The sequence below is a fragment of the Paenibacillus sophorae genome (genome assembly GCF_018966525.1).
Taxonomy (GTDB): domain Bacteria; phylum Bacillota; class Bacilli; order Paenibacillales; family Paenibacillaceae; genus Paenibacillus_AQ; species Paenibacillus_AQ sophorae.
Genome location: NZ_CP076607.1, coordinates 3,372,474 through 3,389,092, shown reverse-complemented (window position 1 = coordinate 3,389,092; position 16,619 = coordinate 3,372,474). Strand labels below are relative to the sequence as shown.

General features: G+C 53.3%; 15 protein-coding genes. 1 reads left to right on the top strand and 14 read right to left on the bottom strand.

All coding sequences use genetic code 11. The features are described 5' to 3' along the window. Nucleotide 1 precedes the first annotated feature (1 nt). The 11 genes from rlmN to KP014_RS15930 form a co-directional block, all read right to left on the bottom strand. A complete protein-coding gene (gene rlmN / locus KP014_RS15980) occupies nt 2–1,042 on the bottom strand; it encodes a dual-specificity RNA methyltransferase RlmN (protein ID WP_036591535.1) in 1,041 nt (346 codons plus the stop codon). 235 nt (nt 1,043–1,277) lie between these two features. After that, entirely contained in the window at nt 1,278–2,780 is a 1,503-nt protein-coding gene (rsmB, locus tag KP014_RS15975) for a 16S rRNA (cytosine(967)-C(5))-methyltransferase RsmB (protein ID WP_090833918.1), read from the bottom strand. Beyond that, on the bottom strand, nt 2,777–3,739 hold the full coding sequence (fmt, locus tag KP014_RS15970) for a methionyl-tRNA formyltransferase (protein ID WP_036598503.1): 963 nt from the start codon (nt 3,737–3,739) through the stop codon (nt 2,777–2,779). The genes rsmB and fmt overlap by 4 nt, the downstream gene beginning before the upstream one ends. A 5-nt stretch (nt 3,740–3,744) precedes the next feature. Further along, nucleotides 3,745–4,230, bottom strand: a complete 486-nt coding sequence (def, locus tag KP014_RS15965) for a peptide deformylase (protein ID WP_036598502.1) — start codon at nt 4,228–4,230, stop codon at nt 3,745–3,747. 48 nt (nt 4,231–4,278) lie between these two features. Continuing rightward, a complete protein-coding gene (priA, locus tag KP014_RS15960; protein WP_036598501.1) occupies nt 4,279–6,828 on the bottom strand; it encodes a primosomal protein N' in 2,550 nt (849 codons plus the stop codon). Then, nucleotides 6,828–8,042 (bottom strand): bifunctional phosphopantothenoylcysteine decarboxylase/phosphopantothenate--cysteine ligase CoaBC, encoded by a 1,215-nt coding sequence (coaBC, locus tag KP014_RS15955; protein ID WP_036598500.1) that lies wholly within the window; start codon nt 8,040–8,042, stop codon nt 6,828–6,830. Before coaBC ends, priA begins: the two co-directional genes overlap by 1 nt. A gap of 292 nt (nt 8,043–8,334) precedes the next feature. Then, a complete protein-coding gene (gene rpoZ, locus KP014_RS15950) occupies nt 8,335–8,547 on the bottom strand; it encodes a DNA-directed RNA polymerase subunit omega (RefSeq protein WP_036598499.1) in 213 nt (70 codons plus the stop codon). Between the two features lie 42 nt (nt 8,548–8,589). Then, nucleotides 8,590–9,159, bottom strand: a complete 570-nt coding sequence (gmk, locus tag KP014_RS15945) for a guanylate kinase (protein ID WP_036598498.1) — start codon at nt 9,157–9,159, stop codon at nt 8,590–8,592. Nucleotides 9,160–9,177: 18 nt separating this feature from the next. After that, nucleotides 9,178–9,438 (bottom strand): extracellular matrix/biofilm regulator RemA, encoded by a 261-nt coding sequence (gene remA, locus KP014_RS15940; protein ID WP_006209218.1) that lies wholly within the window; start codon nt 9,436–9,438, stop codon nt 9,178–9,180. Between the two features lie 46 nt (nt 9,439–9,484). Next, nucleotides 9,485–10,378, bottom strand: coding sequence for a YicC/YloC family endoribonuclease (locus KP014_RS15935; RefSeq protein ID WP_036598496.1), 894 nt, complete (start codon nt 10,376–10,378; stop codon nt 9,485–9,487). A gap of 38 nt (nt 10,379–10,416) precedes the next feature. Beyond that, complete coding sequence (locus tag KP014_RS15930) at nt 10,417–12,288, bottom strand: bifunctional homocysteine S-methyltransferase/methylenetetrahydrofolate reductase (RefSeq protein ID WP_036598495.1); 1,872 nt, start codon at nt 12,286–12,288, stop codon at nt 10,417–10,419. Nucleotides 12,289–12,447: 159 nt separating this feature from the next. Here KP014_RS15930 and KP014_RS15925 point away from each other — a divergent pair, with 159 nt between their 5' ends. Beyond that, nucleotides 12,448–12,705: a YczF family membrane protein gene (locus KP014_RS15925; RefSeq protein WP_036598493.1), complete on the top strand. Its 258-nt coding sequence runs from the start codon at nt 12,448–12,450 to the stop codon at nt 12,703–12,705. Here the strand turns inward: KP014_RS15925 and KP014_RS15920 are convergent. From KP014_RS15920 to KP014_RS15910, 3 genes are read right to left on the bottom strand one after another with little or no spacing between them, the layout of a single operon-like run. Next, a complete protein-coding gene (locus tag KP014_RS15920; protein WP_051500328.1) occupies nt 12,678–13,778 on the bottom strand; it encodes a GerAB/ArcD/ProY family transporter in 1,101 nt (366 codons plus the stop codon). The genes KP014_RS15925 and KP014_RS15920 overlap by 28 nt on opposite strands. A 15-nt stretch (nt 13,779–13,793) precedes the next feature. Then, a complete protein-coding gene (locus KP014_RS15915) occupies nt 13,794–15,002 on the bottom strand; it encodes a Ger(x)C family spore germination protein (protein WP_036598505.1) in 1,209 nt (402 codons plus the stop codon). Then, nucleotides 14,995–16,596: a spore germination protein gene (locus KP014_RS15910; RefSeq protein WP_036598492.1), complete on the bottom strand. Its 1,602-nt coding sequence runs from the start codon at nt 16,594–16,596 to the stop codon at nt 14,995–14,997. The genes KP014_RS15915 and KP014_RS15910 overlap by 8 nt, the downstream gene beginning before the upstream one ends. Nucleotides 16,597–16,619: the final 23 nt, after the last annotated feature.

The following is a 16,619-nucleotide window of genomic DNA, read 5'->3' as shown; positions in this document are numbered from 1 at the left end:
CTCACCTCAACTCCATATGTTTGGCGCGCAGTTGTCCACATGCGGCGGCGATATCATGGCCTTGTTCGCGGCGAATCGTCACATTGACTCCCTGATCGGCCAAAATCCGCTGAAATTGGAAAATATCATTTCGTGAAGTGCGCACATATTTGCGTTCAGGCACATGGTTAACCGGAATCAGATTAACATGGCAGAGCATATGCTTGAGCACTCCAGCAAGCTCTTCTGCATGCTCCGGCTGATCATTTACGCCGCCGATCAGCGCATATTCGAAGCTGATGCGCCGTCCTGTCTTTGCCTGATAGTAGCGCAGCGATTCCATCACTTCATCAAAAGGATAACGGCGGTTGACCGGCATCAGCTTTGAACGAAGCGCGTCATTCGGCGCATGGATCGAGATCGCCAGGTTGATCTGGGTATCCTCATCGGCAAACTTATAAATGCTCGGGACAATCCCGCTTGTTGATACCGTTATATGCCGCTGTCCGATATTTAATCCTTTTTCATGGATCATCAGGCGCAGGAATCTCATTGTGGCGTCATAATTCTCAAACGGTTCGCCCGTGCCCATGATTACAATACTGCTGACACGTTCGCCCCTAGCATCCAGAATCTGCTGTGAGCGTACGACCTGTGCCACAATTTCACCTGCAGTCAAATCCCGCTTAAGTCCTCCAAGAGTCGAAGCGCAAAAGGTGCAGCCAATCCGGCAGCCCACCTGGGTTGTTACGCATACACTGTTGCCGTAATTATGCTTCATGATGACCGTTTCTATGGCATGATCGTCATGGAGACCGAACAGAAACTTCACCGTTCCGTCCTTCGATTCGAGTTTTGTAATTTCTGAAAGGGCGTTCATGGAGAACTGTTCATCCAGCTTCGCCCGCAAAGACTTCGGCAGGTTGCTCATCGAGTCAAAGTCGCTGACACGCTTGACGTACAGCCAATCAAAAATCTGTCCGCCCCGAAAAGCCGGTTCTCCGTTGTCCTTGGCCCACTCTACCAACTCTTCAAGGGTTAAATCATATATTAAAGGTTTCATTATCGTGATCGCACCTGTGCTTTCTTAATGATGTCTGAACTTATAGGATTTTCGCTAAAAATAGCCCGGGAATACCGTCTGCCGTCGTCAAAAAACCGCCCTACCGTTTGTTCATGAGTTATTCATATTATTTCTCATCCTGCCTATTTTAACACAAATCTCACAGAGGGTAAAAGAAAACCCGCCGAGGCAGGCCCGGCGGGGGATTAAGACGGTTGAGATCAGATCAGCGGCTCTACTGGCGGAGCCGTTCAAGAATTGCGATATAGAAGCCGTCACTGCCGTAATGTTGGGGTAAGATTTGCATCCCCTGACCCCTGGCAAGAACGTTATTACCAAGACGATTCCACAGTGGTGAAGAAAATGTCACAGAGCCGAAACCTTCGTTGCGTTCCAAGAAGGAATTAACGATATCGCCGTTCTCCATCCGGTCGAGCGTACAGGTGCTGTATACCAGCACCCCGCCCGGCTTCACCAGGGCAGCGGCCGAATCCAGAAGCTCGGACTGCAGTTTGGCAATCGCCGCCGCATCTTCCGGCTGTTTGGTCCATTTCAGATCCGGTTTGCGGCGGATAACTCCCAATCCCGAACAAGGGGCATCCAGCAAAATCCGGTCGAAGGAAGCAGGGGAAAATTTCTCCCCAAGCTCCAGCGCGTCTCCGCTTCCGGTGCCGATGCATTCTAGTCCAAGGCGCCTAGCCTGATCGGAGATCAGGGCGGCTTTATGCGGATGCAGATCATTCGCAAAAATGGAGCCTTGATCCTTCATCAGCTCGCCCATATGCGTCGTCTTGCCTCCGGGGGCGGCGCAGCAGTCCAGCACCTTCATGCCGGGCAGAGGATTAACGGCCTCAGCCACAAGCATGGAGCTTTCGTCCTGAATGGACAGGAGACCGTCCCGGTACCACGATGAAAGCGCCAGATTGCCGGCTCCTCTCACCACGATTCCATAAGGACTCAGTTCCGACGGCCGGGCATTGACTCCCTGACTAAGCATCTCATCAAGCAGCCGATCGCGGCTGGTCATCGTCGTATTCACCCGGACGCTTACGGCAGGCGGCTCATTATTGGCCTTGCAGACCGCTTCGGCCGTGTCCGCTCCGAACTCGTCCCGCCACCGCTCAACCATCCACAGCGGATGCGAATGGAGAAGAGCGGTCCGCTCTTCCCAGGACATTTCCTGCGGGATTACCGGCAGCGGACCCGCGCGAAGCACGCTCCGCAGCACGCCATTCACCATGCCCGAGATGCCTTGATGGCCGCGGCGCTTGGCCAGATTGACAGCCTCGTTCACTGCCGCGTGAGGCGGTATCCGGTCAAGGTACATAATCTGATAAAGACTTAAAGACAACAGGCTGCGAACCCAGGGCTGAAGCTTGTCCAGCCCTTTGCTCACAAAGCCCTTCAAGACATATTCGAGTGTATTCAAACGCGAGATCGTCCCGTACACCAACTCAGTGGCCAGTCCCGCATCCTCGCGGGATAAGGCCGCCTTCTGCAGGCTGGTGTTCAGCAGCAGATTGCTGTATGCCCCTTCCTGCTGAACGCGCACCAATACGTCAAGGGCTGTTTCTCTCGCCGAGACGCCCTTGGCACCGGTTCTAGTCCCGCCTGCGGAACCACGCCCTCCGCCGGGCCTGCCGCCTTTGAGCGCAGCCTTACCACTACGTTCCCCGCCTACGCGGCTGTTCAGATTGTTCCCGCCTGACGGCGTTCCCTGTCTGTTAGGCCCGCTCATTCCAGCACCGTACCCGGCTTCATCGTTCCGCCGCGTGCAAAGTCTCCCGCGGCCATTGCCTTCTTGCCGGCCGGTTGGACGGTAAGAAGATGCAGGCTTCCGTCGCCGGTCTTGACCTCAATGCCGGCCTGTCCAAGGGACAGCACAGTTCCCGGTGCGGGTCCATCACCATGAGCAGAAGCGCTAGAAGCCTTGGCGGCAGCACCTGAATCAGGAGACGCAGCCCATATTTTGAATGCCTCATCATTCCAGAGTGTAAATGCGCCCGAAAAAGGAACCAGACCGCGGATTCGGTTATAGATTTCGCGCGAGCCCGCGCTCCAATTAATCCGTTCATCCTCCCGGCTCAAATTCGGCGCATAAGTCGCCTGGCTGTCATCCTGAGGCTCCGCAGGTACGGGTCCGGCAAGCAGACGAGGCATTTGAGCCTTCAGCAAATCCCGGCCTGCCAGACTCAGCTTCTCAAACAGGGTTCCCGACGTATCGTCATCCTCGATCGGGACTTCAACCTTTGCGATCATATCTCCCGTATCCAGTCCTTCCGCCATGTACATCAGCGTCACGCCCGTTACGCTTTCGCCATTAATAATGCTTCTCTGGATTGGCGCCCCTCCCCTGTATTTGGGCAAAAGCGATCCATGCACATTCACGCATCCCCGGGCAGGCAGATCCAGTACGGCCTTGGGCAGAATCTGTCCATAAGCGGCCGTAACGATCAGTTCCGGTTCATAGGCGGCTAGCTCCGCAACCGCCTCCGGACGCCGCATACGTTCAGGCTGGAGAACGGGAAGGCCCAGCGCCTCCGCAGCCGCTTTGACAGGCGACGGTGTCAGTATCTTCTTTCTCCCCTGCGGCCGGTCAGGCTGGGTGATGACGGCAGCGACTTCATAGCCTTCATTCACCAGCATTTGCAGGCATGGCACCGCGAAAGCGGGTGTGCCCATGAACACAATCTTCATTTCAATCACTCCCCGGTCTGGCTGCGTTCCGCATTAATTTCGTATACCTTCTCCGCGACATCCGTGAACAGCACACCATTCAGATGATCGATTTCATGCTGGAATGCCCGGGCGAGCAGCCCGCTTCCCGTTATGGTAATCTCATTGCCGTCACGATCGAGCCCGTGGACGGTCACTGTTTCCGCGCGGCGAACATCACCGTTAATGCCCGGAATACTTAGGCATCCTTCCGGGCCAAACTGTTCGCCTTCGGACTTAATGATTTCCGGGTTGATCATCTTGATCAGACCGTGCTCTTCATCGGCGTCCACCACAATCAGCCGTTTAAGAATGCCAACCTGCGGGGCGGCAAGGCCTACGCCCTCAGCGTCATACATCGTGTCCGCCATATCATCCAGCAGCTTTTGCACATTGGGTGTAATTTTCGTAACCGCTTTTGCTGTCTTGTGCAGCACTTCGTCAGGCTCTTTCACTATTAAACGTATCGCCATTTCGCTATCACCTTCCTGGTTTTATATATATACTATGCCAAAACGGCGTTACATCAGCATTTGGGGATCGACATCAATACTGATCTGAAGCACCGGATCGCGAAGCGAATCTTCCAGCTCTTCCGACACCTCGCGGGCCAGCCCGATAGCATCAATGGTTCCCCGCCATTTGATCATGCACTGGAACCGGTATCGTCCCTTTAACCGGGGCAGCGGGGAAGCTACTGGACCAAGCAGATCGAGTCCGTCCGAGGTCAGCTTGTCCAGACTGCCGAACCACCGGCGCTGCCTTGCCTTTCCTTGAATGCTCATCGCATAATTCTCAGCCATGCGCAGCGCCACCGGCATTTGTTCATGCGACAGCGTCACAAGAATCAGCCGGCAGTACGGCGGATAGTGGAGCGCTTTCCGATGTTTCAGTTCTTCCCTTACGAACGAGGCATAGTCATGGCGGCTGGCGTGAATGATGGAGTAATGATCCGGCGTGTAGGATTGGACCAGCACCTCTCCAGGAAGCTTATGCCGTCCTGCCCGTCCCGCCACCTGCGTAAGAAGTTGGAATGTCTTCTCGGCGGCCCGGAAATCCGGCAGGTTCAGCGCCGAATCCGCTGTGATGACGCCCACAAGCGTTACATCTGGAAAATCAAGCCCCTTGGCTACCATTTGCGTTCCGAGCAGCACGTCGGCCTTCTTGTCCCTAAATTGTCCCAGCAGCTTCTCATGCGAGCCTTTCTCTGTCGTCGTATCGACATCCATCCGGATAACCCGCATTCCCGGAAACAGCTTGACCAGCTCTTCTTCCACACGCTGCGTTCCCGTTCCAAAAAAACGGATATGCTCACTTCCGCATTCCGGACAGACCTCTGGAGCCGGCTCTGAATGACCGCAGTAATGGCAGCGCAGATTATTGCTTCGGCTGTGGTACGTCAGCGAAATATCGCACTCTGGACAGCCCGCGACGTAGCCGCAGCTGCGGCACATCACAAATGTCGAGAATCCTCTGCGGTTCAGCAGAAGCACGGTCTGCTCCCCGCGCTCAAGCCTGCTCTGAAGCGCCGCGTGAAGTCCCCGGCTGAACATGGAGCGGTTGCCTTCCTTAAGCTCCTCCCGCATGTCCACCACCTGAACCGCCGGAAGCTCGTTTCCCAGCGCCCGGCTTGGCATTTCCAGCAGCACCGGTGAGAAATTCTCGTCGCTTTTCGACCTGGCGGCATAATAGCTCTCCAGCGAAGGTGTCGCCGATCCCAGTATGACGACCGCATCACCGAGCAGCGCCCGGCGAACCGCCACATCGCGCGCATGATATCTCGGATTTTCCTCCTGCTTGTACGAGGTTTCATGCTCCTCATCCATAATAATCAGTCCCAGATTGCCAAACGGAGCGAATATCGCAGAGCGCGCGCCGACGGCAACCGACGCTTTGCCTTCGCGGATCTTGCGCCACTCGTCATAGCGTTCTCCGGAAGACAGACGGCTGTGCATGACCGCAACCCCGCTGCCGAATCTCCCCTTGAAACGTTCCACCATTTGAGGAGTTAACGATATTTCGGGAACAAGTACAACAGCCTGCCGGCCTTGCTCGACGCAGTGCTGGATGCACTGAAGGTAGATTTCCGTCTTTCCGCTGCCGGTCACGCCGTGAAGCAGAAAGGTCTCATGCCGCTGCTCGTCGACAGCCCTTACAATACGTCCATAAACCGCCGTTTGCTCGGAGGTTAGCGGAAGCGGCGCACTCGGCTTGAAGTCGCGGCCGCGGTAGGGATCGCGGTAGACCTCCACCTCCGTAATCTCGATCAATCCTTTATCTTCCAGTCCCTTTACCGTTCCGGCGTTCACCTGCAGTGCAGACAATATCTCCTTCAGCGGCATCGGAAGCACCGCTTCCATATCGATCAGAAACGATAGGACTTCCTTCTGGCGGGCGGATCTGGCAGGCAGATTATTCAGCGCTTCCCGCGCGGATTCCGGTTCCATCGTCAGATCGACAGCTTTAAGCTTCTTCTTGCCCATTTTGTCCTTGATCGATTGGCTTTCCTTCAGTGCGCCCCGACGAAGCATGAATTTTATCGTTTCCGCCCCATCCGGAAAAGCCCGTGACAGCTGCTTCATCGACACCTCGCCGGCGCGGCGTACAAATTCAGTAATATCCCGCTCCTCCCGGCCGGTACCTTGGAAGACCGGAAACCACTCCTCATCGGGAAACAGCGTTCCTTCTTCATTCCTCGGTTCAGGCTCAGTGGCCCCAAGCGAAATAAGCCGTTCGGCTTTGCCCTTAAGCGCCGTCGGCAGCATCGCCTGCAGCGCCGAAATCCGGCGGCAGGCATATCGCTCGCTCATCCAATCCGCCAGCTCCACGAGTTCCGGCGAGAGCGGAGGAATGAGATCAAGCACTTCCTGGATCGGCTTGATTCCCTGAATCGCCCGCACATCGCCATACTCCAGGGAAACAACAAAGCCCTGAACGGTTCGGTGCCCGAAAGGAACCGCCACCCGGCTGCCTACCTCAATCCATACTTTTAAAGATTCCGGAATCGAATAATCGAAGGTTTTGTCGGTGCTGCGCACAGGAACATCGACGATCACCTTTGCGATATCCATTACAGACCTGCTTCCGGCAGCCGGGTCGCCGCAATGGCGAGCAGCCGGCGGGCTACCTCATCCTTAGAGAGCAGCGGCAGTTCCTCCACAAGACCTCTTTTGTCATATATCGAGACAATATTCGTATCAACACTGAAACCGGCTCCCGGCATACCTACATCATTGGCGACGATCAGATCAAGATTTTTGCGAACCAGCTTGTCTTTGGCGTACATTTCAGCATTGCCGGTCTCCGCTGCAAACCCGATTAGAAGCTGATGCTGCTTGCGCTCTCCCAAAGTTTCCAGAATATCGACGGTCTTTACCAGCTCCAGGGTCATTGTGTCGCCGGACTTCTTGATCTTGGTATCCGCTCTTTCCTTCGGGCGGTAATCCGATACGGCGGCAGCCTTGATCAGAATATCACAGTCCTCCCAGACGGCCGACACGGCGTCATACATCTCATCGGCGGATTGAACGCGCACAACGTTCACATCCAGCGGCGGCCGTTCATCCGTTCGGGCGGCTACCAGCGTTACCTCAGCGCCCATTTCCTTGGCCGCACGCGCCAGCGCAAAGCCCATTTTGCCGGAAGAATCATTGGAAATATAGCGGACAGGATCGATCCGTTCCACCGTGCCGCCGGCTGTTATGACGACTTTTTTGCCGGCCAGTTTACGACTCCCAGCCTTCTGCTCAAAATACGTCTCTACACAGCTGACGATGGTCTCCGGCTCCTCCATTCGTCCCTTACCGACATAGCCGCATGCCAGCAGCCCCTCACCAGGTTCGATGAACTGGATTCCGCGCTTGGCAAGAATATCCAGATTATTCTGTACGGCAGGATGCTGATACATATGCACATTCATCGCCGGAGCGACCATTACAGGTCCTGTCGCTGCCAACAGCACGGTAGAGAGCATGTCATCAGCGATGCCATGGGCCATTTTGGCGATAATATTTGCAGTGGCTGGCGCCACCAGCACAAGATCGGCCGAATCAGCCAAATCGATATGTGAGATAGAGGAAGGATCGCGCTCCTGGAAGGTATCGCTGTACACCCTCTGTTTCGACAATGACTGCAATGTCAGTTCAGTAATGAACTGTTTGGCCGAAGCCGTCATAATAACATGCACCTTGGCACCCTTTTGCACCAGCTTGCTGCACAGGGCGGCCGCTTTATACGCCGCGATTCCGCCGGTGATGCCAAGCAATATCGTTTTGCCTTTCAACATTTCCTTCCCTCCTGCTCCCCGTGTATACGGAAAGAATCCGGTTTGAGAAAAAGCTGCCGCGCCTGCTTGAATCTGTGAGCAACCGTTTCTCATATACGTAAAGAATCTGAATACAAGTAAAATTTTAAAAAAATAACAACCTTCCGGTTGTCAGGAACAGCCCTGTCCGGGCTATAAATGGAATGCAGGCATAAATCAAGCGCACGAGTCGCGCTATCGGCGCCCACAGCCCTCCATTCTAATAAAGGGCCGCAGCGCCAATCGTCACAATAAAGATACTGCTCTTCAAAGTTTAATCGTTGATTTTGTCATCTACCCGGGTTACGGTGATGTAGTCCTTGTATACTTCTTCAAGCGCAATCCCGACCTGCTTATGGGATTTCGGAGATTTCAGTTCGGACCGGCTGCCTTCGCGAAGCTGTCTTGCCCGTCGGGCCGCTGCGACAACAAGCGAATATTTGCTGTCGACTTTGTTCATCATTTCATCAATTGACGGATATAACACAGGGACACCTCTTCAATTAAATTTATACTATTAATCGCCAGCCTATCTTATTTTACAATGTTCGGCAATAATAATGCTTTCTATTCGTTTGCAGGCAAGATCGATTTCATCGTTAACCACTGCGTAATCATAGTGACGCATCAGGCTGATTTCGTCTTCCGCGACCGTCATACGGTGATTGATAATGTCGTCATGCTCCGTGCCGCGTCCGCGAATACGGTCTTTCAGCTCATCCATCGAAGGGGGAAGAAGAAATACAAAGATTCCTTCGGGAAACTTCTCTTTGACTTTAAGCGCACCCTGCACTTCGATTTCAAGGATAATATCTTTTCCGCTTTCCAGCGTCCGTTCTACGAAATCACGCGGCGTACCATAAAAGTTGCCCACGTATTCCGCGTATTCCAGCAGCTCATCGTTGTCAATCATCTGAAGAAACTGCTCCCGGGATTTGAAAAAATAATTGACTGCGTCCTGCTCTCCCTCGCGGGGCTTCCGCGTGGTCGCCGATACAGAATAGATGAGCTCCGGTATTCTCGGGCGCAATGCGGTGCATACCGTTCCTTTACCGACTCCGGACGGGCCGGACAATACGATCAGCAATCCTTTTGACATAGTACACTCCATTAATCTTTATTCGTCATTATCGTCATCTTTACTGGACAGCCTGTGCGCCACGGTCTCCGGCTGAACGGCCGACAGTATGACATGGTCGCTGTCCGTAATGATGACGGCACGGGTGCGTCTTCCGTAAGTAGCGTCGATCAGCATATGCCGGTCTCTCGCTTCCTGGATAATCCGCTTAATCGGAGCCGACTCCGGGCTGACTATGGAAATAATCCGATTGGCCGATACTATATTTCCAAAGCCGATGTTGATGAGTTTGATTGCCATGTTCCGGTTGTTCCCCCCATTAGTTACATCTTCGCTTGCCCTGTCGCTACTCCATATTGGCAGCCTGCTCGCGGATCTTCTCCAGCTCCGCCTTCATCTCAACAACGCAGCTGCTAATCCCCACATGATTGCATTTGGATCCGATCGTATTCGTTTCCCGGTTCATCTCCTGTATGAGAAAATCCAGTTTCCGGCCAATCGGCTCCCCGCTGTCCAGCAAAATCCTGCACTGCTCAAAATGGCTGCGCAGACGTGTCAGCTCTTCATCGATATTGGAGCGGTCTGCGAAAATAGCTACTTCCATTCCGAATTTATGTTCGTCAAAAGGGAGCGTGCCGTCTTGAAGAATTTCGAGCCGCTGCCGAAGCTTGTCCCTGAATTCAATCACGGCGGCAGGAGCCATTCCGCTCATTGCGCCATGCAATTCCTCAAGCCTGCTCAGCCGTTCCGCAATGTCGGCAGCCAAGAAGCGCCCTTCCCGGACACGCATTTCTACCAGAGCCTTGACGCTTTCTTCCAATCCGTTTACAAGCAGCTCTTGAAAGGAATCGCCATTCTCCGGAAGAGCGGTCAAGGAGTCCTCGCCGTTCTCCATAACTCCGGGCAGAGTCAGCAAGCCCTTCAGATCCAGCTCTCCGTTCACGCCAAATTCCTTCTTCAGCGCTTCCGCCGCCGCCAGGTAGGATTTCACGGCTAAACGGTTCAGAACCTGCCCGCCCGCGTTCTCCTCGTGCTCCCTATTGATAACGACATCCACCCGGCCGCGTCTGACGTATTGCTGGACTTTTCTTCGCAGCGCATCCTCAAACCCGTTCCACTCCCGAGGCATCCGCAGCACGATTTCGCAGTAACGGTGATTCACCGATTTGACTTCGAAAACGATCTTGCTGCCGCCATAATGCCTCGACGATTGACCGTATCCGGTCATGCTAAATGACATCGGTATCACATCCGTTACACTATTGTAAATGATTCTTTCTAGCGAAACAAGGGGGATAATTGGCGACCCGACTTCGCCCATACATGCTCCATGAGCTGAACGCTCATCTCATAGAACATGAATGGAGTCATCAAATAGATCCCGTTAAAGCGTTCCGTTGCCGCGTCAAGCAGTTCCTTGGCGATCGCTACCCCTTCGGCCCGTCCCGCTTCACCCTCCAGCCCTTTCATCCGGCTGCGCACCTCTTCGGACAGTTGAATGCCGGGCACCTCGTTATGAAGATACTCGGCGTTACGTCCGCTGGCCAGCGGCATGATGCCGATGAATATAGGGATGTTCAGGTGAGCCGTGCTATCAGCGATGGTATGAATCAATTCCTTGTCGTATACCGGCTGGGTCATGATATAGTCGGCTCCGAATGCGATCTTCTTCTCCAGACGCTCGACCGCCTTCCCCAAATGCTTCACGTTAGGGTTAAACGCCGCCCCGATGACGAACTTGGCTTTCTGCTTGAGCGCCTTGCCCGAGAAAGCGATACCGTCATTGAGCTGCTTGATCATCCGGATGATCTCGAATGACGTCAAATCGTATACCGAACTGGAACCCGGAAGATCTCCAAACCGCGCCGGATCGCCCGTAACGGCAAGCACATGGTCGATGCGAAGCGCATCGAGGCCCATCAAATGCGATTGGGTGCCGATCAGATTGCGGTCCCGGCAGGCAATGTGCACCAACGGACGCAAACCCGTCTTTTGCTGAACCAGCGAACCGAGCGCCATATTGCACATGCGGCTGACAGCCAGCGAATTGTCCGCGAGGGTCAGCGCATCTGCGCCTGCCCTGCGAAGCGCTTCCGCTCCCTTCATGAATTTCGATATATCGAGATCCCGCGGCGGGTCCAGTTCCACGATCACCGTATGCCGTTCCTTCACGAGATCGATAAGGGTTGGTTCTCCTCCGTCCGCGAAGGAATCATCCGCAAGGCTCTCCTGTATTCGGACGCTTGTCTTCTCCCGCTGGACCGCCTCCGGCAGAGGGAGCGGTTCATAGCCTGTAAGCGCCGCCGAAATTTCGGCGATATGCTGCGGCGTCGTTCCGCAGCAGCCGCCTATGATCCGGCAGCCCATGTCGGCGAATGCACTCGCCATCTCGCCGAAATATTCAGGCGATGCGCCGTATTTGTAGTGGCCGTCCACATAGTCGGCCAATCCCGCGTTCGGATATACCGACACCGGCAGCGTCAACTTGCCCTGGAGGGTGCCCAGCGCTCTTTTGATGCCTATCGGACCGGTGCGGCAGTTAAAGCCGATAACATCCGCGCCGTCCTCTTCCAGAACACGGAATGCCTCCGGAAGCGTCAGCCCGTCCATCGTCATTGCGGTTTCATCAACAGCGAACTGGCAGATGACGGGGAGATTGCTTAGCTTGCGCGCGGTTCTAAGCGCAAGATGGAGTTCCTCCAAGTCGTAGAACGTTTCCAGCAGAATGCCGTCCACATCTTCTTCGAGCATCGCGCCGATCTGCTGGCCGAAGTATTTCTTCAATTCGGAAGCGGACAGACTGGCTCGCTTGCCAGCACGGATCGACCCAACGGCACCCACGACATACCCAGTGCTGCCGGCAGCTTTTCTGGCGATTCTAATCCCGGCCCGGTTAATCTCCTTCACCTTGGACTCCAGACCGAACTTTGACAGTTTATCGTAGTTGGCCGAATACGTATTGCTCTCCAGCAGTTCCGCACCCGCCTCAATATAGCTTCGATGCACTTCTTCTATAACCTCAGGCGAGGTCAGATTCAATTCTTCATATGATATGCCGACGGGAAATCCTTTCTGATACAAAAAGGTTCCCATTGCCCCGTCGCCGACCAGCACTTTGGCGGCCCAGGCAGACCGCAAATCCAGCTTCACAGAGCAGCCCCTCCCTGACATTAGTTTCATACTAATGTAACATAAATCGTGAGGAAAGATAAGCTGTCCGTCCAAAAGCATCTGCAAGATTTGACACAAAGCGCATGACGAAAGGCTTCCCGACCCATACTATTGTATAAGGCAAAGGAGCTGAAACCCGTGAAGAAACGAATAAGAAAGATGCTGCTGAAAAAATACGCCGCTGTGGTCCTGTCTGGCACCCTTACCATTCTTCTGTTGTATTTTGTGGACTGGATGTTCGGGTACGGTATTACCAATATTAACACCCTGTTCCCTTTCACTATTACTACTCAAGCCGAAAAAATACTGATGATTACCCTGGCCGCAAGTTTCCTTATCCCGGATCTTATCCATTGGATTACCGGGAATCAGCCCGGTCGGGAACTCGAACGATAATTCCTGAAGGCGGCGACAATAATCAGGACGGCCGGAATGACAATAGTAAAGACGGGATATACGAAGGTAAGCATCTCCCCGCCTTCCTCCAGATGCTCAACAAAACTTCGCGAATCCAGCATACCGGATAATAAAATGATAATCGCTGAGGGAATAATCAACATCCGGTATGGAAGATTGAACAGATCCGAGATGGCGATCACCGCCGCACCGTAGTAAACGGCTACTTTGAAAAAAACACCGATAATCAGCAGCATTACCACCAAAACGTCCAATCGCTGAATAAAATCGGACAACGCCGCTTTACTCACGGTAGATAGCAGAGGAAACGGAGAACGCTCCACCATGTCGCTGCCCAGCACCGTAATATTGAGGAGCGCCGTGTAGCTGATAATCAATCCGGCTGCCAGGATTGCGGAAGGCACAACCCAAACCGCTCTTTTTTTGTCGCCGACATAAGGCATCAGCATCGTGAAACAGAAGACTTCGCCGAACGGAAACATATAATTTGAACGGATCACCGAAAGGGCCACCGGTTTGATTCCATCCCCCAGCATCGGCTGCAGGCGCGACCATTCCATTTCCCCCGAAAAAAGCATTAGCAGCGTAATAATCCCGCTGATCATCAGCACACCGATCATAATAATAAACGAGGTCCGGGCCAGCACCTCCAATCCTTTATGCAACACGTATCCGCAAGATAAAATCATCATCGCGGCAACGATCATGATCGGCGTTCGGTTCAGGGCGGCCATAACCAGCAGAGCACTTCCATCCCGCATATCACGACCGGCTCCATTCAAGAAGATAACCGCATAAAGAATGACCACGACCGACCCAAGCGGTTTGCCGAGAATCGCCCGCGCATAGCCGGATAATGGCAGATCGGGATACAACTTGAATAGATAATTGTAACCGGTATAGATAAGTATACCCACCAAACAGCCCAGGAAGATGGCTATCCAGGCGTCTCTGCCGGCTTCCATTCCAACATTGACGACAAGAGCCGTCCCCAGCTCAAACATAAGAACCAGGGAAAAAAAATGTAGTGATCCTATTCTGATCTCCCGCATGAAATCCCTCCATTCCTATTCCTCTCCCTCTTCCGACGATCGCAAGGAACGGGTCCTCATCTCGGTATGACGGATAAGGGTGTTCACCTTAATGTGCACTTCGCAGCGGGGAAAGATGGACTCCCAGCGATCCTTCACCCGTTTCCAGCCTTTCGGATTAACCCGGTTCACGGACTCATTGAACCGGATATAATCGCTGTTAAGACGCATGGCCTCTTTGACGGCGGCATCGATTTCCTTCTTTGTTTCTTCACTCAGAAGCTTTTCCCAGTTTCTTAGTACAGAAGACTTGGAAATATCCAGAGAACCGTTGTATTCCTTCAAGGTGGCTTGCTGTTGGGTGCTGATGTAGATAACCGGATGCTCCGGATCTTTCGCATTGGCCCTGACAGAGGTATGCACTTTGAACATACCGAAGGTGGCGGATTCATTTTTCCCAAGCTCAAGGAATAACGGATATTCTTTCTGCTTGTTATGGATTAGGCTCAGGCCCATTCCCTCAGGGCCATCTTGAAATGCCTCCAGCTTATCCTGCTTGAATACGGCAAGACCGGCGTTTTTCAAGATAGCCTTTGGCTTTATGCCCTCCAAATTTGCCTTCGTTTCCCCCGCTTCCGGATCGCCCTTGACAATCACGCCGTTAATAATCGCCCCTGCCTCTTTAGCCAAAATCCCGCGGATCACATCATCCACCTCAATCCGGAAATTGTAACCGAAGGAGCGGTTTCCCGTTTCCAGCTTTTGTACAAGGTCGTTGGCAGGGATTTTGCCGAATATCGTCATCACGGAAAGAATGTCTTCCGCCCGCTGTCCTCTGGACACAAAGACCAGGGTGCTGAGCCGCATCTCGGATTCCCGTTCAAAAATATCCATGAGATCCCGGATCCCTTCACGAGCGAGGTCTTCGGATATGATGATCACCTTCGAATGGCCCAGAGAGAGAATTCTCGCGGATTGACGGGAAGCGTTGCCGAGGGCCTCATAAATGGACCGGCCGCTTCCTTTATATAAAGCGACAGGGGCGTTCCCCCTGCTGTTTTTCCCGGTTATTTCATCCGCCACGATGACTTGGAAGGACACGCTGTATTTTTTGTCCTCCGTCAGCCCCTTATCGATAGATACGCCTGAAACAATCGCTCTTTTGTTCAGTTCAACGCTGTCCCAACAACCGGCCTCAAAAAGAAGAAGCCCCGACACCACAAGCAGCTTCCAAAATTTAAGCACCACTCTGCCCATCCTTCCCTGTACCGGCTGTCCCCTTGCGCTTACCTGACTTGTCGTCTTTCATGTATCCAAGCTTATTGGGCCTGAGACTGACCAGAAACATAGGCACTCTAATAACCGTATCCTTTTGCCCTCTTATGGAAAACGGGCTGAGCGGGGCTAGATAGGGAGTACCGAATGATTGCAGGCTGTTTATATGGGCAATCAATACAATCAGTCCCAGAGTAATCCCATAGAATCCAAACATGGACGCGGCCACCATAAATCCAAAACGGATAATTCGGCCCGCGACCGCGAGGTTGTAAGAGGGAATGGCAAAGCTTGCAATACCGGTAAGGGCAACCACAATAACCATGACCGGCGTAATAATACCCGCTTCCACTACGGCCGTGCCTAGAATCAAGGCGCCGACAATCGATACGGTCTGTCCTACCGCTCTCGGCATCCGGATGCCGGCCTCCCTCAGGATTTCAAACGCGGCCTCCATGATCATCGCTTCGATCGCAGCCGGAAAAGGAACGTTCTCCCGCTGGGCCAGCAGGCTGATCAGCATGGGCGTCGGTACCATTTCGTAATGGAAGGTGGTAAGTGCAATATAAACCGAGGGGCCCAGAAGCAGAATGATCAAGCTCATATAACGCACCAATCGCATGAGTGTGGCACTGTCAAATCTCTGAGTATAATCATCGGTCGATTGCAGAAATTGGGCTAAAACCGTAGGTACAACAAGCACAAAAGGCGTACCGTCAACAATCAGAACGACTCTACCCTCCAGCAAATTGGCCGCCGACACATCCGGGCGCTCCGTATTATAGACCGTGGGGAATGGGGTAAACACTTTATCCTGTATGAGCTGCTCAATATAGCTGGATTCCAGAACCGCTTCAATGTCGATTTTTTTCAGGCGCATTCTTACCTGGTCAACGACTTTGTCATCCGCCCTGCCTTTCATATACAAAAGGGCAACGTCCGTATTCGTCACTGAGCCGATTTTCATAAATTCAATCCAAAGTTTCGGCGATTTGATCCGTCTGCGGATCAGCGCAATATTCGTAATTAGCGACTCGACAAAGGAGTCTTTAGGTCCCCGTATCACAATTTGGGAGGAAGGCTCTGCAACGGTCCGCCATTCCCCCCCTTTCGTTCCTCCCACGATGGCCTTGCTGCAACCGTCCACCAAAATGATGGTGTTGCCCGACAGAAGGGAGAGCATCATGTCGTTCCAATCATCTTTGACTGCGGTTTCGCCTAGCTCCAGCGCCCTGTCCAGAATAAACTGAAACCTTTCCTGCGGCTCCCGCGGCATTCCTTCCGCAGCATCGGCGGAATTATCGAACAATGCTCCCATCACGAATTCATCAACGGCTACGGTGTTGATCAATCCATCCATAAAAACGGCGGCCACCCAGACCGGTTCAGCCGAACCGATCTGAAACTTCCGGATTTTCAGATCGGGACTGAAACCGAGCTCACGCGTGACGTTGTCGAGCGTCTGCTCAAGATTATTCGAAATATTAAGGTTATCGGCTCCAGATGCTGTATCGCCAGAAGCCCTCGCATCGCGGTCCTGAATAAGTGATCTGTTTTTTTTCATTCCGCCCTCGCCCCAATTCCGAC